At 63.4% G+C, this 18,693-nt stretch carries 18 protein-coding genes; 6 read left to right on the forward strand and 12 right to left on the reverse strand.

The window, feature by feature from the left end; all coding sequences use genetic code 11:
* Positions 1–5 precede the first annotated feature (5 nt).
* Complete coding sequence (locus AC3FNH_RS22050; protein ID WP_488721563.1) at positions 6–1,064, forward strand: CDP-6-deoxy-delta-3,4-glucoseen reductase; 1,059 nt, start codon at positions 6–8, stop codon at positions 1,062–1,064.
* A gap of 316 nt (positions 1,065–1,380) precedes the next feature.
* Positions 1,381–2,568 carry an acetylornithine transaminase gene (locus tag AC3FNH_RS22055; protein ID WP_276098356.1) on the forward strand — a complete coding sequence of 396 codons (1,188 nt, stop codon included), beginning with the start codon at positions 1,381–1,383 and terminating at the stop codon, positions 2,566–2,568.
* Between the two features lie 107 nt (positions 2,569–2,675).
* Here the strand turns inward: AC3FNH_RS22055 and AC3FNH_RS22060 are convergent, their stop codons facing one another.
* From AC3FNH_RS22060 to AC3FNH_RS22095, 8 genes are all read right to left on the reverse strand, one after another.
* A complete protein-coding gene (locus tag AC3FNH_RS22060) occupies positions 2,676–3,032 on the reverse strand; it encodes an EF-hand domain-containing protein (RefSeq protein WP_488721564.1) in 357 nt (118 codons plus the stop codon).
* Between the two features lie 161 nt (positions 3,033–3,193).
* A complete protein-coding gene (locus AC3FNH_RS22065) occupies positions 3,194–3,910 on the reverse strand; it encodes an ABC transporter ATP-binding protein (RefSeq protein ID WP_276098358.1) in 717 nt (238 codons plus the stop codon).
* 16 nt (positions 3,911–3,926) lie between these two features.
* The gene (locus AC3FNH_RS22070; protein ID WP_276098359.1) at positions 3,927–4,703 is read right to left on the reverse strand and encodes an ABC transporter ATP-binding protein; all 777 of its coding nucleotides are present in this window, start codon (positions 4,701–4,703) and stop codon (positions 3,927–3,929) included.
* Positions 4,704–4,716: 13 nt separating this feature from the next.
* Complete coding sequence (locus AC3FNH_RS22075; RefSeq protein WP_276098360.1) at positions 4,717–5,877, reverse strand: ABC transporter permease subunit; 1,161 nt, start codon at positions 5,875–5,877, stop codon at positions 4,717–4,719.
* A gap of 11 nt (positions 5,878–5,888) precedes the next feature.
* Positions 5,889–6,824 carry a branched-chain amino acid ABC transporter permease gene (locus tag AC3FNH_RS22080; protein WP_276098361.1) on the reverse strand — a complete coding sequence of 312 codons (936 nt, stop codon included), beginning with the start codon at positions 6,822–6,824 and terminating at the stop codon, positions 5,889–5,891.
* Positions 6,825–7,036: 212 nt separating this feature from the next.
* Positions 7,037–8,239 carry a branched-chain amino acid ABC transporter substrate-binding protein gene (locus AC3FNH_RS22085; RefSeq protein WP_276098362.1) on the reverse strand — a complete coding sequence of 401 codons (1,203 nt, stop codon included), beginning with the start codon at positions 8,237–8,239 and terminating at the stop codon, positions 7,037–7,039.
* Positions 8,240–8,859: 620 nt separating this feature from the next.
* The gene (ispH, locus tag AC3FNH_RS22090) at positions 8,860–9,834 is read right to left on the reverse strand and encodes a 4-hydroxy-3-methylbut-2-enyl diphosphate reductase (RefSeq protein ID WP_488721565.1); all 975 of its coding nucleotides are present in this window, start codon (positions 9,832–9,834) and stop codon (positions 8,860–8,862) included.
* Positions 9,835–9,862: 28 nt separating this feature from the next.
* The gene (locus AC3FNH_RS22095) at positions 9,863–10,351 is read right to left on the reverse strand and encodes an FKBP-type peptidyl-prolyl cis-trans isomerase (protein WP_276098364.1); all 489 of its coding nucleotides are present in this window, start codon (positions 10,349–10,351) and stop codon (positions 9,863–9,865) included.
* 107 nt (positions 10,352–10,458) lie between these two features.
* On the opposite strand from AC3FNH_RS22095, the gene radC reads away from it, so the two are divergent.
* From radC to nadB, 4 genes are all read left to right on the forward strand, one after another.
* On the forward strand, positions 10,459–11,145 hold the full coding sequence (gene radC / locus AC3FNH_RS22100) for a RadC family protein (RefSeq protein WP_488721566.1): 687 nt from the start codon (positions 10,459–10,461) through the stop codon (positions 11,143–11,145).
* Between the two features lie 179 nt (positions 11,146–11,324).
* Positions 11,325–11,558: a 50S ribosomal protein L28 gene (gene rpmB, locus AC3FNH_RS22105; protein WP_006575661.1), complete on the forward strand. Its 234-nt coding sequence runs from the start codon at positions 11,325–11,327 to the stop codon at positions 11,556–11,558.
* A gap of 13 nt (positions 11,559–11,571) precedes the next feature.
* Positions 11,572–11,742, forward strand: a complete 171-nt coding sequence (gene rpmG, locus AC3FNH_RS22110; protein ID WP_010814980.1) for a 50S ribosomal protein L33 — start codon at positions 11,572–11,574, stop codon at positions 11,740–11,742.
* Positions 11,743–11,951: 209 nt separating this feature from the next.
* Positions 11,952–13,538: an L-aspartate oxidase gene (nadB, locus tag AC3FNH_RS22115; protein ID WP_276098367.1), complete on the forward strand. Its 1,587-nt coding sequence runs from the start codon at positions 11,952–11,954 to the stop codon at positions 13,536–13,538.
* Positions 13,539–13,612: 74 nt separating this feature from the next.
* Here the strand turns inward: nadB and nadC are convergent, their stop codons facing one another.
* The 4 genes from nadC to AC3FNH_RS22135 form a co-directional block, all read right to left on the reverse strand.
* Positions 13,613–14,476, reverse strand: a complete 864-nt coding sequence (nadC, locus tag AC3FNH_RS22120) for a carboxylating nicotinate-nucleotide diphosphorylase (RefSeq protein ID WP_488721567.1) — start codon at positions 14,474–14,476, stop codon at positions 13,613–13,615.
* The gene (nadA, locus tag AC3FNH_RS22125) at positions 14,473–15,627 is read right to left on the reverse strand and encodes a quinolinate synthase NadA (protein WP_488721568.1); all 1,155 of its coding nucleotides are present in this window, start codon (positions 15,625–15,627) and stop codon (positions 14,473–14,475) included. The genes nadC and nadA overlap by 4 nt, the downstream gene beginning before the upstream one ends.
* A 132-nt stretch (positions 15,628–15,759) precedes the next feature.
* Positions 15,760–16,950 (reverse strand): DesA family fatty acid desaturase, encoded by a 1,191-nt coding sequence (locus AC3FNH_RS22130; protein WP_488721569.1) that lies wholly within the window; start codon positions 16,948–16,950, stop codon positions 15,760–15,762.
* Positions 16,951–17,313: 363 nt separating this feature from the next.
* Positions 17,314–18,690: a mechanosensitive ion channel family protein gene (locus tag AC3FNH_RS22135; protein WP_488721570.1), complete on the reverse strand. Its 1,377-nt coding sequence runs from the start codon at positions 18,688–18,690 to the stop codon at positions 17,314–17,316.
* Between the last annotated feature and the right edge of the window lie 3 nt (positions 18,691–18,693).

The raw sequence follows: 18,693 nt of genomic DNA on the forward strand, positions 1-18,693 counted from the left end.
CGATTATGGCTTATCAAGTAACCGTCATGCCTAGCGGCCACAAGTTCGAAGTGGCTGCCGATGAAACCATCCTGGGCGCGGCCCTGCGCCATAGCATCGGCATGCCCTACGGCTGCAAGAACGGTGCATGCGGTTCGTGCAAGGGCCGCGTGCTGGACGGCACGATCGTACAGGGCGACCACGCCCCGGCGGCACTCACCACGCAGGAAAAGGCCGAGGGCCGCGCACTGTTCTGCTGCGCCAACGCCAGCTCGGACATCACCATCGAATGCCGCGAAGTCCACGGCGCAGGCGACATCCCCATCAAGAAGGTGCCGTGCCGCGTCGCCTCGCTGGAACGCCTGGCCGACGACGTGATCGCCATCAAGCTGCAGCTGCCCGCCACCGAGCGCATGCAGTACCTGGCCGGCCAGTACGTGGAATTCCTGCTGCGCGACGGCAAGCGCCGCAGCTATTCGATCGCCACGCCGCCGCACGAGGACGGCCCGATCGAACTGCATATCCGCCACATGCCCGGCGGCGCGTTCACGGACTATGTGTTCGGCGCCAAGGAAGGCGCGCCGGCCATGAAGGAGCGCGACATCCTGCGCTTCGAAGGCCCGCTGGGCAGCTTCTTCCTGCGCGAGGAATCGGATGCGCCGATCGTCCTGCTGGCCTCGGGCACGGGCTTCGCGCCGATCAAGGCCATCGTCGAGCACGCCGCCTACACCGGCATCACGCGCCCGATGAAGCTGTACTGGGGCGGCCGCCGGCCGAAGGACCTGTACATGCACGCGCTGTGCGAGCAGTGGGCGCGCGACCTCCCCAACTTCAAGTATGTGCCGGTCATCTCCGACGCGCTGCCGGAAGACAACTGGAGCGGGCGCACCGGTTTCGTCCACCAGGCCGTAATCGCGGACCACCCGGACCTGTCGGGCCATGAGGTCTACGCCTGCGGCGCCCCGGTGATGATCAACGCCGCCCGCGCCGACTTCACGAAGCAGTGCAAACTGCATGAGGATGCGTTCTTCGCCGACTCGTTCACGTCCGAGGCCGACATGCACCCGTCCGCCCCGGCAGCCTGACCGGGCTGCCAAGGCCGTTCCGCCAGCGCAACAATGCCCCCGACCGCCAAAATTCGTTTTGACACCGGGGGCCATGCGCCTTATATTTGCCCGCATGAACACCGCCATGATCCGACGCAGCTTCCGTACGATGCTCCCCACCGGGGTGCCGCGCGGCTGACCGTCGACAGCGTCTGTTCAGGTCAACAAGCCACGGGCAACCCCCGTGGCTTTTTGCTTTGGGCCCTACCCTTTCCCTTCCGGGTTTCGCCCTGTTTGCCCGGTTCGTCTTTTCGCCATCCCGTCTAACGATTTACGCCGACCCCTGGAGTCCGCCATGGCATTTGCTGAGTATCCCGTTCAATCCCTGATGTACATCACCAACCGGCCCGAGCTCGTCTTCACCGAGGGCAAGGGCTCCTGGCTGACGGACCACAACGGCAAGCGATACCTGGACTTCGTGCAAGGCTGGGCAGTGAACTGCCTCGGCCATTCCAACCAGGGCATGGTCGACGCCGTGGTCGCGCAGGCGGGCAAGCTGATCAACCCGAGCCCGGCGTTCTACAACGAGCCGATGCTGAAGCTTGCGAAGCAATTGACCGACAACAGCTGCTTCGACAAGGTCTTCTTCGCCAACAGCGGCGCCGAAGCCAACGAAGGCGCGATCAAGCTCGCGCGCAAATGGGGCCGCAAGCACAAGAACGGCGCCTTCGAGATCATCACCATGGACCACAGCTTCCATGGCCGCACGCTCGCCACCATGAGCGCGTCGGGCAAGGCCGGCTGGGACACCATCTTCGCGCCGCAGGTACCGGGTTTCCCGAAGGCGGACCTGAACGACCTGGCCTCGGTGGAGAAGCTCATCACCGACAAGACCGTCGGCATCATGCTCGAGCCGGTGCAGGGCGAAGGCGGTGTGATCCCCGCCACGCGCGAGTTCATGCAGGGCCTGCGCGCGCTGGCCGACAAGCACAAGCTGCTGCTCATCGTCGATGAAGTGCAGACGGGCTGCGGCCGCTGCGGCACCCTCTTCGCCTATCAGTTGTCGGGCGTCGAGCCGGACATCATGACGCTGGGCAAGGGCATCGGTGGCGGCGTGCCGCTGTCGGCGCTGCTTTGCAAGGCCGAAGTCGCCAGCTTCGAAGCCGGCGACCAGGGCGGCACCTATAACGGCAACCCGCTGATGACGGCCGTGGGCAGCTCGGTGATCGAACAGCTGACCGCGCCGGGCTTCCTGGATGACGTCAATGCCAAGGGCGAATACCTGAAGGAACAGCTGCTGGCACTGTGCAATGAATTCGGCCTGGCCGGGGAACGCGGGGAAGGCCTGCTGCGCGCGCTGCAACTGGGCAAGGACATCGGCCCGCAACTGGTCGAGGAAGCCCGCGACATGGGACCGGAAGGCCTGCTGCTGAACGCGCCGCGCGCCAACCTGCTGCGCTTCATGCCGGCGCTGAACGTGACGCGCGAAGAGATCGACCAGATGATCGGCATGCTGCGTACGCTGCTGAAGAAGCTGGCCTGAGCATCGGAGCGAAAGCTCGTGCCCTGAAAGTCTGTCCGCGGAACGGAGCGCCGGGCGCTCCGTTCCGCATCACGCGGCTTGAGTTACCTTGCCGCATTCGCCGACGGTCAGTTCCAGATGGGATTTTCCTTCTGCATCTGCTCCTTGGTCTTCGCTTGCCAATACGCGCCGATCTGGCGTTGGGTGACGTAGCCCCGCTTCAGCGAATCGATCTTGCTGAAATTCTTGTAGACCTGCGGCATCCCCGCTTTCGCTTCCTCGCGGGTCAGCTTGCCGTCGTGGTTGGTATCGGCCGCCTTGAAGCGGTCCGAAATAAGGGCCTTGGCTTCGGCGGTGGTCGGTGGTGCTGCCGGAACCTGACTGGAGTCGGCTCCCGGGGCACTCGCCTGCTGGGCACTCGCGGCCGTACAGGCCAGCGCCATCACCGCCGCCAAGCATACTGCAGGCAATTTACGCACGATCATTTCCATCTCCTCTAGCGTTTTTGTCGAGAAGGGTCTTCTTGCGAAATTCCGGCAAAAAAAATCCCTGTGAGCCAAGGCTCACAGGGAATTCTAGGCACTGATGACCGGCCTACCAACACCTTTTGTGCATCCGGCCGGATCAGCCGGCCCGGCAGCCGGCCTTATTCGCCGAGGTATGCGGCCCGCACCTTCGGATCGTCGAGCATCTGCTTGGCCTCGCCGCTCATCGTGATCAGGCCCGACTCCATCACGTAGCCGCGGTGCGCGGACTGCAGCGCCAGGCGCGCGTTCTGCTCGACCAGCAGCACGGTCACGCCCTGCGCCGAGACGTCCCGCACGACCTCGAAGATCTTCTCGACCATGATCGGCGACAGGCCCATCGACGGCTCGTCCAGCAGCAGCAGTTTGGGCTGGCTCATCAGCGCGCGCGCCATGGCCAGCATCTGCTGCTCGCCGCCGGACATGGTGCCCGCCAGTTGATTGGCCCGCTCCTTCAGGCGCGGGAAGATGCCGAACATGCGGTCGACATCGTCCTTGATGCCGCTTTCGTCGTTGCGGGTATAGGCGCCCATCTGCAGGTTTTCGGTAATGGTCATGCGCGCGAATACCCCGCGGCCTTCCGGCACCATCGCCAGCCCCTGCTTGAGCAGCGCGTAGCTGGGCACGCCCTTGATGGACTTGCCCATGTACTCCACGTCGCCACCAGCCCACCCTTGCATGCCGGTGATGGCCTTCATGGTGGTGGTCTTGCCGGCGCCGTTGGCGCCGATCAGCGTGACGAGCTCGCCGTCCTTGATCTCCAGGTCCACGCCTTTGACGGCCTGAATGCCGCCGTAGGCCACCTTCAGGCCGGAAATCTTCAGTACTGTTTCTTTCATTTGCTGTCCTCCCGCCTTAGTGCGACGACGCGCCGAGGTAAGCCTCGATCACCGCGGGGTTGTTCTGCACGTCCTGCGGCAGGCCCTGGGCAATCACCTTGCCGTAGTCCAGCACCGTCATGCGGTTGCACAGGCCCATCACCAGCTTCACGTCGTGCTCGATCAGCAGGATGGTCTTGCCGTCGTTGCGGATCTTGTCGAGCAGGCCACGCAGCTCCACCTTTTCGGTCGCGTTCATGCCGGCTGCCGGCTCGTCGAGGGCCAGCAGCTTGGGATCGGTGGCCAGTGCGCGGGCAATCTCCAGCCGGCGCTGGTGGCCGTACGAGAGGTTGCGCGAAGTGAAGTTGGCGTACTTCCCGATCCCGACATACTCGAGCAGGTCGTGCGCGCGATCCTCCACGTCCTCTTCTTCGCGGCGCACCGAGGGCGGCCGGAATACCGCGCCGAACAGGCCAGCCTTGGTCCGGACGTGCCGGCCCACCATCACGTTCTCGAGCGCGGTCATGTCGCCGAACAGGCGGATGTTCTGGAAGGTGCGGGCGATGCCCGCCTTGGCCACCTCATGCACGGCGGTAGGCTGGTAGGGCTGGCCACCCAGCACGAACTCACCGGAATCGGGCGTGTAGAGGCCGGTGATCACGTTGAAGAACGTGGTCTTGCCGGCCCCGTTCGGGCCGATCAGGCCATAGATTTCGCCCGGCTTGATCTGCAGGCCCACGTCGGACAGCGCCTGCAGGCCGCCGAAACGCTTGTTGACCCCCTGTACCGACAGGAGGAAGTTGTCGTTGCTCATATCGTCCTCCTGGTCAGAAACGGCCCACGCTGGCCGCCGCGCGGCGAGCCACTGGGCGATCTTCCTTGCGCGGCGACGGCCACAGGCCAGCCGGGCGGTACAACATCACACCCACCAGCGCCAGGCCGAACAGGAGCTGACGCAGCACTTCCGCATCGACGATGGTATGGCCGAAGATCATGTTCTGCGCGGGCTCTGCCACCGCGCGCAGCAGTTCCTGGAAGCCCACGAGCAGGATGCCGCCCAGGATCACGCCCGGGATATGACCCATGCCACCGAGCACCACGATGGCTAGCACATAGATCGACTCCCACAGCACGAAAGACTCGGGCGAGACGAAACCCTGGAAGGCGCCGAACACCGCGCCCGAGGCGCCGCCGAACGACGCACCCATGGCGAAGGCCAGCAGCTTGATGTTGCGGGTATTGATGCCCATCGCCTTGGCGGCGATCTCGTCTTCACGGATCGCGACGAAGGCGCGCCCGATGCGCGAGTTCTGCAGGCGCAGGCAGATGAACACGATCACGATGACCAGGAACACCAGCAGGTAGTAGTACATGAACACCGGCGTGAACTTGAGCCCGAATATCTCGTGCGACTTCGAGAAATTGAAGCCGAAGATATGGACCGGATCCACCGCCGTGATCCCCTTCGGCCCGTTGGTGATGTTCAGCGGGCGGTCCAGGTTGTTCATGAAGATGCGGATGATCTCGCCGAAGCCCAGCGTCACGATGGCCAGGTAGTCGCCGCGCAGCTTGAGCGTCGGGGCGCCGAGCAGCACGCCGAACGTGGCCGCCACCAGCACCGCAAGCGGTAGCACCCACCACATCGAAAGATGCAGGCCGTGCGGGAACAGCTGGTGGATCCACTCGAACTGGTTCGACAGGTGCGGCGAGCCGAGCAGCGCCATCAGGTAGGCGCCAACCGCGTAGAAGGCGATGTAGCCGAGGTCGAGCAGGCCGGCAAAGCCCACCACGATGTTCAGGCCCAACGCCAGCATGATGTAGATCAGCGCAAAGTCGAGCACGCGGACCCAATAGTTGCCGCCGAGCGTCTGCACGATGAACGGCGCGCAAAGCGCAACGATAAAGAAGCCCAGCAGCGCGGCCATGGTCTTGGCCGGAACACGGGAAGGCGCCGCAACGGCCGCCGTGGATGGAATCGGGGTATTCATGGATTCGCTCCTCAAGCGCGTTCGGCGACCCGCTCGCCCATGATGCCGGACGGACGGAATACAAGTACGGTGATCAGGACGATGAAGGCGAACACGTCCTGGTAGTTCGAGCCGAACACACCGTTGGTCAGGTCGCCGATGTAGCCGGCGCCCAGCGCTTCGATCAGGCCCAGCAGCATGCCGCCGACCATGGCGCCGGCCAGGTTGCCGATGCCACCCAGCACCGCGGCAGTAAATGCCTTCAGGCCGGGGATAAAGCCCATGTAGAAGTGGGCATTACCGTAGTTGGTGGCCATCATGACGCCGGCTAGCGCCGCCAGCGTGGCGCCGATCATGAAGGTGGCGGAAATGACGAAATTGGGGTTCACGCCCATCAGGCCAGCCACCTTCTGGTTCTCGGCGGTGGCGCGCATGGCGCGGCCGAGCTTGGTGCGGTTGACCAGTGCGAGCAGGCCGGCCATGACCATCACGGCCATGCCGATGATGACCATTTCCTTGCCGGTGATGGTGGCGCCGGTGGAGCCAATATCGATCGGTTCAGAGGGCAGCAGTTGCGGGAAGGTCAGCGGGTTGCGCGACCAGATCAGCATGCCCATCGTCTGGAGGATGATGGAAACGCCGATCGCGGTAATCAGCGGCGCCAGTCTTGGCGCATTTCGCAAGGGCCGGTAGGCGACCCGTTCAATCGTGTAGGCCAGTACTGCACAGACCGGCATAGCGACGAGGGTGGCAATCACCAGCGTCAGCCATTCGGGCAGGCCGGGGGCAAACTTCTGCAACCCCAAGATCGTTGATAAAGCGGTCAGCGCGCCGATCATCAGGACATCGCCGTGGGCGAAGTTGATGATCCCCAGAATGCCGTAGACCATGGTGTAGCCCAGTGCGATCAGCGCATAGATGCTGCCGAGCACAAGACCGTTCACGATCTGTTGGATAAGGATATCCATGAAAACTCCTACTTCAGTCCCGGACCTTACGGCATGGTGTGGATGCCGGGGGGACTCTAGTGTGTGATGGGTAACTTAAGGTGGTTGGTTTGCTGGTAAGCGGCCCCGCCATGCTCCATCCAGGGTAAGGATGCTTCTACATTAGGCGAGGCTAAAAAGAACGGCACCGCAAAATACTCACGGTGCCGTTCGGATGGGCCGGTAAGCCCTGATTACATCTTCACGACGTCGAGGACGGACTTCTTCTTGTCCTTGTACTCGTACAGCGTGATGGTGCCTTCCTTCATGTCGCCCTTCTCGTCGAAGGCGATGTTGCCGATCACGCCCTTGTAGTTGGTCTTGGGCATTTCGGCCAGGATGGCAGCCGGCTCGACCGAGTTGGCGCGCTTCATGGCGTCGACGATGACCATCACGGCGTCATACGTGAACGGTGCATAGATCTGCACCGGGGTGTTGAAGCGAGCCTGGTAGCGCTTCTCGAAGTCGGCGCCGTTCTCCATCTTCGACAGGGCCAGGCCTGCCTCGGAACAGATGATGTTGGACACGGCATCGCCGGCCAGTTCGGCCACCTTGTCGGTACAGACGCCATCACCGCCAACGATCTTGGACGAGATGCCCAGTTCCTTGGCCTGCTTGGCGAACGGGCCGCCGGTGGCATCCATGCCGCCATACATGATGACGTCAGGCTTCTTGCCCTTGATCTTGGTCAGAATGGCCTTGAAGTCGGTGGCCTTGTCGTTGGTGGCTTCGCGGGCCACCACGTTCACGCCAGCCGCCTTGGCGGTCTTCTCGAACTCGTCGGCCAGGCCCTTGCCGTAGGCGGTGGCATCGTCGACGATGGCCACGCTCTTGGCGTGCAGGCTCTTGGCGGCGTAGTTGGCCAGTGCCGGACCCTGCTGGGCATCGGTGGCAACCACGCGGTAGGTCGTCTTGAAGCCTTGCTTGGTGTAGTCCGGATTGGTCGACGACGGCGAAATCTGCACGATGCCGGCGTCACTGTAGATCTTGGAGGCCGGGATCGACACGCCCGAGTTCAGGTGGCCGACCACTGCCGCAACCTTGGCGTCGACCAGCTTCTGCGCCACGGCCGTGCCGGTCTTCGGATCGCCGGCATCGTCTTCACCAATCAGTTCCAGCTTGATCTTCTTGCCACCGATCTCGAGGCCGGTCTTGTTGACTTCTTCCACGGCAAGGCGGGCGCCGTTTTCGTTGTCCTTGCCAAGGTGGGCGATACCGCCGGTCAGCGGTGCAGCATGGCCGATCTTGACTACGACTTCACCGCCACCCGCGGCCGGAGCCGTAGCGGCCGGAGCCGATGCCGACGGTTCAGCCGGCTTTTCTTCTTTCTTGCCGCAAGCTGCAACGAGCGCCACTGCGGCCGCAATCGGCAGAATCTTGGCAAACGAGATTTGCATGAGTGATCTCCTAGGGATTCACAAAACAGGGATTTGCGACGCCTCCCGGACGTCTCCCCGTACCGCCTTTGTTTAGTTTCAATTTGAAACGCGCGCATTGTATCCCCTTTCTTCGGCGATGCAATACGCGACGCAACAACTTGGACGAATTACCCGCCAAATGAGCTAGGGAATTTCCCCAATGCACAAATTGGGGCAATTCCCGACCATCTGGCGGGAACAGCACCATTACTTACAAGAATCGTGCCCGCTTCCTATCTCCCATCGAAATACGCACGCCTGGTGCCACGCATAATCCATTCGTATTAATTAGGTGTTTCATACGAAAACCCCTGCACCGATCTCTAATGTGCAGAATGTAGCGCCGCACCATAATAGGGAAAACCCCACATACGGGGATTACCCTGATTTGTCTGCTTGCCTCGACAGGTAAGTAATGGCTGCACCGAAAAGGGGCCTACTCTCGATTCGATTGCGATTATCGCTGTGACGATAAAAGCATCCGGCTGATCGGAGCGGAATGTCCGTGCGCCCGCGCACGCAAGGCGCGGGAACAGCAGGAACGGGAAGACAGGAAGACGGGAAATGGGCGCCGCAAAACGCAGCGCCAGCAAGGCAGGTCAGGCGGTGACGCCGACCGTGGTGGCGGCCTGCAGGCCGCGCGGAAGCGGAAAAGCCATGTTTTCTTCGATGCCCGCCAGGGCGCGCACATGGCCGGCGCCGAGTTCACGCAGGCGGGCAACGATGGACTGCGCAAGTTCCTCGGGCGCCGAAGCACCCGCGGTCAGGCCGATGCGTCGCTTGCCGGCGACCCATTCCGGACGCACCTGCTCGGGCGCATCCACCATATAGGCCGGCACGCCCAGGCGCGCCGCCAGCTCGCGCAGCCGATTCGAGTTGGAACTGTTGGGGCTGCCCACCACGATCACGACTTCCACCTGGGGCGCCATGAACTTCACGGCATCCTGGCGGTTCTGCGTGGCATAGCAGATGTCCTGCTTCTTGGGCTCCCGGATCATCGGGAAGCGCCCCTTCAGTGCCGCCACGATCTCGAGGGTCTCGTCCACGGACAGCGTGGTCTGCGTCACGTACGCAAGGCGTGCGGGGTCGGCCACAACCAGCCCGACGACGTCAGCCACAGACTCGACCAGCAGCATGCCGCCTTCGGCCTGCCCCATCGTGCCCTCGACCTCCGGATGTCCGCGGTGGCCGATCATCACGATCTCGCAACCCTCCGTGCGCATCTTGCCGACTTCCACATGGACCTTGGTCACCAGCGGACACGTCGCGTCGAACACATTGAGGCCGCGGGCGGCGGCCTCGGCCCGGACGTCCTTGGACACCCCGTGGGCACTGAAGATGACAGTGGCGCCGGCCGGCACCTCGTCCAGCTCGTGCACGAACACAGCGCCCTTGCGGCGCAGGTCCGCCACGACATAGGCGTTGTGGACGATCTCGTGGCGCACGTAGATCGGCGCCCCGAAGCGCGCCAGCGCGCGCTCGACGATCTCGATGGCCCGGTCGACGCCGGCGCAGAAGCCGCGCGGCTGCGCCATCAGGATCTCGGCATCGGGTGCGGTAGTCAGGTCAGGCATGCTGCAATGTCAGGACAGGTGAGCGCAATCAGAGGATCCCGATCAGCTGCACGTCGAACAGGATGGTCTGCCCGGCCAGCGGATGGTTGAAATCGAACAGCGCCGCAGTGTCGCCGATCTCCTTGAGGACGCCCGCGTACTTGCCGCCGCCGGGCGCGTTGAACTCCACCAGGTCGCCCGGACTGTAGTCTTCCTCGAACGAACTGTTCTCGCGCAGCGTGGCAAGCGAGACCCACTGCAGCAGTTCCGGATTGCGCGGACCGAACGCCTGCTCGGGTGCCAGGCGGTAGGTCATGCGCTCGCCCTCGGGCATGCCGAGCAGCGCCTGCTCCAGGGTCGGGGCAAACTGTCCCTGGCCGAGTAACAGCGTGGCGGGCTTGTCCTCGAACGTGCTGACAACTTCGGTGCCGTTTTCGAGAGAGAGGCTGTAGTGGAGGGTCAGGAAGGAGTCAGCCTGGACCGTCTTGCGGCCAGTTGTGCCGCCGTCGGCTTCCGACGCAAATGTTTGCAAATTCATGGGTGATCAACCGAGGAACAACCCGTATTGTATTCGACTGGGCTGCCGCCCGCCCTGCCGATCCACCCCTGCCTTGCCCGGACTCACCGCCCGGAGACTCCTGAGACATGAGCATCACAAACTGGCCCGCTTGCGAGCGGCCTCGAGAAAAACTGCAGGAGTGCGGCGCCGCCGCCCTGTCCGATGCTGAGCTGCTGGCCGTGTTCCTGCGCGTCGGTGCAACCGGTAAGAGCGCAGTGGAGCTGGCGCGCGACCTGATGGTCCGTTTCGGCTCGCTGACACGCCTGTTTTCGGCCGATGCCCGCGCAGTCCTGGACATGCGGGGCATGGGCGAAGCCAAGTTCACTCAGCTGCAGGCGGTGCCCGAACTGGCGCGGCGCATGCTGGCCGAGTCACTGCAGCTGCCGCGCGGCCTGGATTCGCCCGCCGCGGTACGGAGCTATCTGCGCCTGACGCTGGCCCCGCTGGCACATGAGGTCTTCCTCTGCCTGTTCCTCGACACGCGCAATCGCATGATCGCAACCGAGGAGCTATTCCGCGGCACGCTTAACCAGACGACCGTCTATCCGCGCGAGGTGGCACGCCGGGCGCTGGCGCACAACGCAGCCAGCGTCATCGTGGCGCACAACCACCCTTCCGGCTGCTGCACGCCGAGCCAGAGCGACCTGCAGATGACCCGACTGCTGGCGCGGGCGCTGGAGCTGATTGATGTACGGCTGCTCGATCACTTCGTCGTAGCGGGCACCGATGTCCACTCCTTCGCCGAGCACGGCCAACTGAACACCAGCACGTGACGCCAACGGCACGACAAGACCGCATACAACGCCAGAGTGCAGAAGGCATTGATCAGCAGGTGGTTTCCAGTCTATAATGCCCGTTTTGCTGAAGTCTCATCCGCTGCAGTCCGGGCCCGCGCGCCTTTTGTTGATCTGTTGCGAACATTGTCCACGAATAGAAGAGTTAGGAGTGCTTCATGGCACGCGTCTGTCAAGTGACCGGGAAAGCGCCGATGGTCGGCAACAACGTTTCCCACGCAAACAACAAGACCAAGCGCCGTTTTCTGCCCAACCTGCAGAATCGTCGTTTCTTTGTTGAATCGGAAAACCGCTGGGTGAGCCTGCGCGTCTCGAACGCCGGCCTGCGCCTGATCGACAAGAAAGGCATCGACTCCGTGCTCGCCGATCTGCGCGCACGTGGCGAAGTCTAATTAGGAGTACATCATGGCAAGCAAGGGCGGCCGCGACAAGATCAAGCTGGAATCGACCGCAGGTACGGGTCATTTCTACACCACCACCAAGAACAAGCGCACCATGCCGGAAAAGATGGAGATCATGAAGTTTGATCCCGTCGCCCGCAAGCACGTCGCTTACAAGGAAACCAAGATCAAGTAATTGATCCACGGTTTCAGCCAGAAGGCCCCGCAGATGCGGGGCTTTTTGTTTTGTGGCGTCAACGCAGCTTATGGCAGGTACCACGAGCCACCACGGGCAGATTGACCCCTGCGACAGCGACGGCGCTGATGCGTGAGGGCAAACCGGGGTGTAGACTTTCGAGCTTTCCCCCCGATATGCCGCGCCCTTACGCGGGCACTTCCTGCACCATGAACTTCGACGTCGCCATCGTAGGCAGCGGGCTGGCCGGTCTCACGGTCGCGCTGCAACTGGCCGACACCCACCGGGTTGTCATTCTCAGCAAGCGCGCCATGACACATGGCGCAAGCGATTGGGCCCAGGGCGGCATAGCCGCGGTGCTCGACTCAAACGACAGCCACGACGAGCACACGCAGGACACGCTCGTCGCCGGTGCAGGTCTATGCGATGAAGAGGCAACGCGTTTTATCGTGGAGCATGGACGGGAAGCCATCCAGTGGCTGATTGATCGCGGCGTGCCGTTCACCAAGGACGAGCAGGCAGAACTCGGCTATCACCTGACGCGCGAAGGCGGGCACAGCCGGCGCCGTATCATCCATGCCGCCGACGCGACCGGCCATGCCGTGGTCAGCACGCTGTCGGAGCAGGCCCGCCAGCACCCGAACATCACGATCCTGGAAGACCAGTTCGCGATCGACCTGATCACGTCGCGCAAGCTCGGATTGCCCGGCAACCGCTGCTACGGCCTGTACGTGCTCGACGACAGCACCGGAGAGGTGCGCACCATTACCGCAACGCACACGGTGCTGGCCGCAGGCGGTGCCGGCAAGGTCTACCTGTACACCACCAACCCGGACACGGCCACCGGCGATGGCATTGCCATGGCATGGCGTGCGGGCTGCAGGGTGTCGAACATGGAGTTCATCCAGTTCCATCCGACCTGCCTGTACCACCCCTATGCCAAGTCCTTCCTGATCTCGGAAGCCGTGCGTGGCGAAGGCGGGCTGCTGAAGCTGCCGGACGGCACCCGCTTTATGCCGGAACACGACGAACGCGCCGAACTGGCACCGCGCGACGTGGTGGCGCGCGCGATCGACTTCGAGATGAAAAAGCGCGGGCTGGATTGCGTCTACCTCGACATCACGCACCAGCCTGAGGCCTTCCTCAAGGAACATTTCCCCACTATCCACGCGCGCTGCCTGGAGTTGGGCATCGACATCGCACGCGAGCCGATCCCGGTGGTGCCGGCCGCCCACTACACGTGCGGCGGCGTAGTGACCGATACTTCGGGCCGCACCGATATCGGCAATCTCTACGCCGTGGGCGAAACCGCCTGCACGGGCCTGCATGGCGCCAACCGGCTGGCATCGAACTCCCTGCTCGAGTGCATGGTGATCGGCCGCGCCGCCGCCAACGACATTGCAGGCCAGGACAAGGCCGGATTGCCGGACCTTGCGCTGCCGGCCTGGGATGAGAGCCGCGTCTCCGACGCCGACGAGGAAGTCGTGGTCTCCCACAACTGGGACGAGCTGCGCCGCATGATGTGGAACTACGTCGGCATCGTGCGCACCAGCAAGCGGCTGGAGCGTGCGCAGCACCGCATCCGCCTGCTGCGCGAGGAGATCGCCGAGTACTATGCGAACTTCCGCGTCACGCGCGACCTGCTCGAACTGCGCAATCTGGTCGAGGTCGCCTCGCTGATCGTGGACAGCGCATATTCGCGCCACGAAAGCCGCGGGCTGCATTTCAGCCGCGACTATCCGGAAACCCTGCCGAAGGCCCTGCCCACCGTCATGCAGCCGGCGCGCAAGCGCTGACAGCCAGCGCCGCGCAAGCAGCAAGCAAAACGGCCCGCATCGAGCGGGCCGTTTGTATTCTTGGCCGACGCAGATCAGCCGACGATGCGCAGCGAATAATCAGTGGCGCGCACATCCTTGGTCAGTGCCCCCACCGAGATGCGGTCGACACCGGTCTCGGCAAACGTGCGGATGGTTTCCGCATTGACGCCACCCGAGACCTCCAGCAGCGCGCGGCCGGCATTGATACGCACGGCATCGTGCATCATCGGCACCGTGAAGTTGTCGATCAGGATCGACGTGGCGCCGGCAGCCAGCGCCTCTTCCAGTTCGGCGAGCGACTCCACCTCGACCTGGACCGTCGCATCCGCGCCAAGCGCCAGCGCGGCCCGCATCGCGGCCGTAATGCTGCCCGCCGCCGCGATATGGTTTTCCTTGATCAGGATGCCATCATAGAGCGCCAGCCGCTGGTTCTCGCCGCCGCCGACCCGGACCGCATACTTCTGCGCCAGCCGCAGGCCGGGCAATGTCTTGCGGGTATCCAGCACGCGTGCGCGTGTGCCGGCGATCAGGTCGGCATAGCGCCGCGTGGCCGTCGCCACGCCGGACAGCAACTGCAGGAAATTCAGCGCCGGCCGCTCGGCGGTCAGCAGCGCGCGCGCTGGCCCGGTAATTTCGCAGACGACGGAATCGGGCGCCATGCGGGCGCCCTCTTCCTGCTTCCATGTCACTTGCAGCCGCTCGTCGACGGCTTTCATGCAGCCGGCAAACCATGGCTGGCCACACAAGATCGCCTGCTCGCGTACGATCACCCGCGCCTGGGCCTGCTTGTCCGCCGGCACCAGCAGGCCGGTCAGGTCACCACTGCCAACGTCCTCGGCGATCGCCGCGCCGACGTTGGCTTCCAGCGCCGCCTTCAGCGCCGGACCATAGCTATCGAAAACGGGATTCACGCTCATGCCGGACCGATTCCCTGGAACAAGGCCTGTTCCTTCGCCAGGTCGGCCGCGGGGCGGACATTGGCCTTTTGCTGCGCAGCGAAATCCAGCATGCGGTTGATGCAGACCACCGCCTGGCGGCCCGTGGCCGGATCCACGTGGATCTCATTGCGGCCGGTCTCGAGCACCTCGGCCAGGTTCGACAGCGCGTTCATCGCCATCCACGGGCAGTGAGCGCAGCTCTTGCAGGTGGCGCTGTTGCCCGCGGTCGGCGCTTCAATGAAGTGCTTGCCCGGCGCCGCCATCCGCATCTTGTGCAGGATGCCGTTGTCCGTCGCCACGATGAATTCGGTCGCGTCCAGTTCCTGCGCGGCCGCGATCATCTGGGACGTGGAACCGACCACGTCCGCCTGCGCCACCACGTTGGCCGGCGATTCCGGATGCACCAGGATCTTGGCCTTGGGAAACTCGCGGCGCAGCAGGTCCAGTTCGACGCCCTTGAACTCGTCGTGCACGAGGCAGGAGCCCTGCCACAGCAGCATGTCGGCGCCGGTCTGTTTCTGGATATAGCCGCCGAGGTGCTTGTCCGGTGCCCACAGGATCTTCTCGCCGCGCGCATGCAGGTGCTCGACGATCTTCAGGCCAATGCTGGAGGTCACCATCCAGTCGGCGCGGGCCTTCACCGCTGCGCTGGTATTGGCGTACACGACCACGGTACGGTCCGGATGCGCGTCGCAGAAGGCGGCGAACTCGTCGGCCGGGCAACCGAGATCCAGCGAGCAGGTCGCGTCCAGGTCCGGCATCAGGATGGTCTTTTCCGGGCTCAGGATCTTGGCGGTTTCGCCCATGAAGCGCACGCCGGCCACCACCAGGGTCTGGGCCGAATGGTCACGGCCGAAACGGGCCATTTCCAGCGAGTCCGAGACACATCCGCCGGTTTCCTCGGCCAGGTCCTGCAGGTCGGCGTCCACGTAATAGTGCGCGACCAGCACGGCGTTGCGCTCCTTGAGCAACCGCCTGATGCGCGCCTTGAGGGCCTGCCGCTCGTCGGGGGAAAGCGCGGGCGGCACCTTGGCCCAGGCATGGGCCACGCAGCTGCCGCCGGCGGCGTTTTCGGCATCCGCCAGGTTCGGCTTTTCGAACTCGACGGTCTTGATCGATTGTGAGGTCATCTCCGGTACTCCTCTTGGCCCTTCAGGCAAGCAACTTCATGCGTGCGGCCATAACATGGGGGAGTTTATCTAAAACAAAAGCCCCGCCATGGGCGGGGCCTTGTGTAGCCATTCGGGCGCGCGCCGATTGTATCAGGCGTAGCGGCGCAGGCGCAGCGAAAAATCGTGCAGCGCCTGGATGCCGCTGGCCTCGGCACGATGGCACCAGGCCTGCAGTTGCTGCAGCAGCTGCTCGCGCGTCAGGTTGGAACGGCCCCAGATGGCGGCAAGCTCACGTCGCATCTCCACGAACGTGTGCAGCGACTTGCTCTGCTCGACAATGCTGGCCAGTTGCTGGCGCTGCGGCGCGGCCAGCTTGGCCTCGTCGCGGTGGAACCACTTGCTGGCCGGTTTGAGGATACGGTACTCGGCACCGCGGCCTTCCTTGAGCTGCTCCAGTTCCTGCCGGAACGCGCTCTTCACGGCCTTCGCATAGCGCGCCATCACGTCATAACGATTCGCGATGATGGCTTCCAGCGTGTTGTCGTCGACCGGACGCGCTTCGACGAGGCGAGCCTTGGGCGGCGTCTTCTTCACCTTGGCCAGGCCCACGGCCTGCATGGCGCGGATATAACCCCAACCCACGTCGAACTCGTACCATTTGATCGAGAACTTGGCTGAAGTCGGGTACGTGTGGTGGTTGTTGTGCAGTTCTTCACCGCCGATGATCAGGCCCCACGGCGAGACATTGGTCGAGGCGTCCTCGCAATCGTAGTTGCGATAGCCCCACCAGTGACCCAGGCCGTTGATGATGCCGGCGGCGTGGATCGGGATCCACAGCATCTGCACGGCCCAAACCGTCATGCCGATCACGCCGAACAGTGCGAGGTCGATGATCAGCATCAGGCCAACGCCCTGCCAGCCAAAGCGCGAGTACACATTGCGCTCGACCCAGTCGTTGGGGCAGCCATGGCCGAACTTGGCGATGGTTTCCTTATTCTTGGCTTCGGCACGATACAGCTCGGCGCCTTCCAGCAACACCTTGCGGATGCCGCGGGTCTGCGGGCTGTGCGGATCGTCCTCGGTTTCGCACTTGGCGTGGTGCTTGCGGTGGATGGCTGTCCACTCGCGCGTGACCATGCCCGTGGTCAGCCAGAGCCAAAAGCGAAAGAAATGCTGAGCAATCGGATGCAAGTCCAGCGATCGGTGCGCCATGCAGCGATGCAGGAAGATGGTGACGCCCGAGATGGTGATATGAGTCATCACCAGCGTGTAGATCACGATCTCCCACCAGGACCAGTTGGCAAGGCCATTGGCGGCCCAGTCAAGAATAGTGTCGAACAAACTCTGTTCTCCGTCGGTTAAACAGGGGCTTTCCTTTGCGGCCGCCCCGGCGCCGCGCACAACGCGCAGAAAAAAGACTGCAAATCCACTGATTGCGTAATGGTCTGGCGTCCGCCACGGACCCGCCATCTGTTGGCGGGAACCCCTGGCGCGCAGTTCCGGCGCCGGCTATGGCAGGCGGGACAGGCACGAGCCGCTGCAATCTGGCGGCTGTCTGGTGTGGGGGCGGGATGATCGCAGCCCGCGACAACCCGGCATTCTACCGGATCGCGCAAGCCTGAGTCATACGCTTTTTCCCGGAGTTTGACGAGGGACGATCAACTTTTGTTCCATTGTGCAGCCCTCGCCTGTTTTCTTATGCGGTCATGCCGATTTCGCCACTTTCGGAGATGAGATGGAATCATCATCGAGTGACTGCAACTGCCCGGACGCGCCGAGCACGCGGACTTCCCGCTGCGGATATGGAATCGAAATGCCATGCTCGCGCAGTGTGCGCCAGATCGCGCGGTTCATGGCCGACTGCACGCCAAGCTTGCCGTTTTGCGGATCGGCAATATAGACCACCACCTCATATTCGATGCCGCTGTCGGCGAATATCACCAGGAATGCCGCCGGCGCCGGATCCCGCAGCACGCGCGGCAGGTCGCGCACGCATTCCGTGAGCAGCATGATCACGGTTTCGGGGTCGGCAGCGTAGTCTGCCTGCACGCGCGTCGCCACGCGGACATTGGTATTCGAAAATGAGTGGTTCTGCACCGATTGCGCGACCAACTGCTCGTTAGGCACCAGCGTTTCGCCGTCGCCGTTGCGCACGACCGTGTAGCGGGTGCGGATCTGCGAGACGATGCCGGTGTACTTGTCCACCGTGATCTGATCGCCCAGCTTGACCGAGCGATCGAGCAGGATGATGAAACCGGAAATGTAGTTGCTGGCGATCTTTTGCAGACCGAGGCCCAGGCCAACGCCCAAGGCGCCACCGAACACGGACAGCACCGTCAGGTCGATCCCCACCAGCGACAAGCTCAGGAGCAGCGAGACGAGCAGCAGCAGCGCCTTCGAAATGCGGGTCAATACGACCTTCAGGTTCACATCGAGGCTGGCCGAGCGCATCAGGCGCTCTTCCAGCCATGATCCGAACCACATCGCCACCAACACGGTCAGCAGGATCCACACCACTGCCATGAGGATGTCGGCCAGGCTCACCTTCTGCTTGCCGAGCGAGAAGCGCATGGCTTCCATCCATCCCGTCACATCGGACAGCACGCCCAGTACGTACAACGCCATGGTCACCCAGACCAGCGTGGTCAGCACCTTTTCCACCAGCAGCAGCATGCCGTGCACCTGACCACTGCCCGAAAGCACGCGCCGCAAGATGTAGAAGGTGAAGTAGAGCGCGGTAATGCCAAACAGCGGCACAAGCGCCAGGCGCAGCACACTGATGGCCATAATCGGCTGCAGCGCGAAGCGGGCCACCATGACGAGCAGCCAGCCAAACAGCGGAAACATGGCCCGCTCGAGGCTTGCGGCGGCAAATCGCAGCGAGAAGCTGGAAGACGCGTACCGGTCCTCGAGCCGTTTGACGATAAAGCGCGCCAGCGGCCACGCCGCCAGCAGGCAGCCCGCAAGCACCGCAAGCTGCCAGATGAAGCCCGGCCCACCCGCGTCGCGGATCAGGTCATCGAGCATCTTGCCGAACGTTGCATGGGAGGCCGTCAGGTCGGCCAATGGGTTTCCGCTCATGGA

The sequence above is a fragment of the Cupriavidus sp. 22TCCZM01-5 genome (assembly GCF_057798915.1).

Bases quoted from the DNA above. Each gene is read 5' to 3' on its own strand.
- rpmG (WP_010814980.1), top strand. From the start codon at position 11,572: ATGGCAAGCAAGGGCGGCCGCGACAAGATCAAGCTGGAATCGACCGCA.
- AC3FNH_RS22085 (WP_276098362.1), bottom strand. From the start codon at position 8,239: ATGCAAATCTCGTTTGCCAAGATTCTGCCGATTGCGGCCGCAGTGGCG.
- nadB (WP_276098367.1), top strand. From the start codon at position 11,952: ATGAACTTCGACGTCGCCATCGTAGGCAGCGGGCTGGCCGGTCTCACG.
- AC3FNH_RS22135 (WP_488721570.1), bottom strand. From the start codon at position 18,690: ATGAGCGGAAACCCATTGGCCGACCTGACGGCCTCCCATGCAACGTTC.
- rpmB (WP_006575661.1), top strand. From the start codon at position 11,325: ATGGCACGCGTCTGTCAAGTGACCGGGAAAGCGCCGATGGTCGGCAAC.
- AC3FNH_RS22055 (WP_276098356.1), top strand. From the start codon at position 1,381: ATGGCATTTGCTGAGTATCCCGTTCAATCCCTGATGTACATCACCAAC.
- ispH (WP_488721565.1), bottom strand. From the start codon at position 9,834: ATGCCTGACCTGACTACCGCACCCGATGCCGAGATCCTGATGGCGCAG.
- radC (WP_488721566.1), top strand. From the start codon at position 10,459: ATGAGCATCACAAACTGGCCCGCTTGCGAGCGGCCTCGAGAAAAACTG.
- nadA (WP_488721568.1), bottom strand. From the start codon at position 15,627: ATGACCTCACAATCGATCAAGACCGTCGAGTTCGAAAAGCCGAACCTG.
- AC3FNH_RS22075 (WP_276098360.1), bottom strand. From the start codon at position 5,877: ATGAATACCCCGATTCCATCCACGGCGGCCGTTGCGGCGCCTTCCCGT.
- AC3FNH_RS22080 (WP_276098361.1), bottom strand. From the start codon at position 6,824: ATGGATATCCTTATCCAACAGATCGTGAACGGTCTTGTGCTCGGCAGC.
- AC3FNH_RS22050 (WP_488721563.1), top strand. From the start codon at position 6: ATGGCTTATCAAGTAACCGTCATGCCTAGCGGCCACAAGTTCGAAGTG.
- AC3FNH_RS22095 (WP_276098364.1), bottom strand. From the start codon at position 10,351: ATGAATTTGCAAACATTTGCGTCGGAAGCCGACGGCGGCACAACTGGC.
- nadC (WP_488721567.1), bottom strand. From the start codon at position 14,476: ATGAGCGTGAATCCCGTTTTCGATAGCTATGGTCCGGCGCTGAAGGCG.
- AC3FNH_RS22070 (WP_276098359.1), bottom strand. From the start codon at position 4,703: ATGAGCAACGACAACTTCCTCCTGTCGGTACAGGGGGTCAACAAGCGT.
- AC3FNH_RS22060 (WP_488721564.1), bottom strand. From the start codon at position 3,032: ATGATCGTGCGTAAATTGCCTGCAGTATGCTTGGCGGCGGTGATGGCG.
- AC3FNH_RS22065 (WP_276098358.1), bottom strand. From the start codon at position 3,910: ATGAAAGAAACAGTACTGAAGATTTCCGGCCTGAAGGTGGCCTACGGC.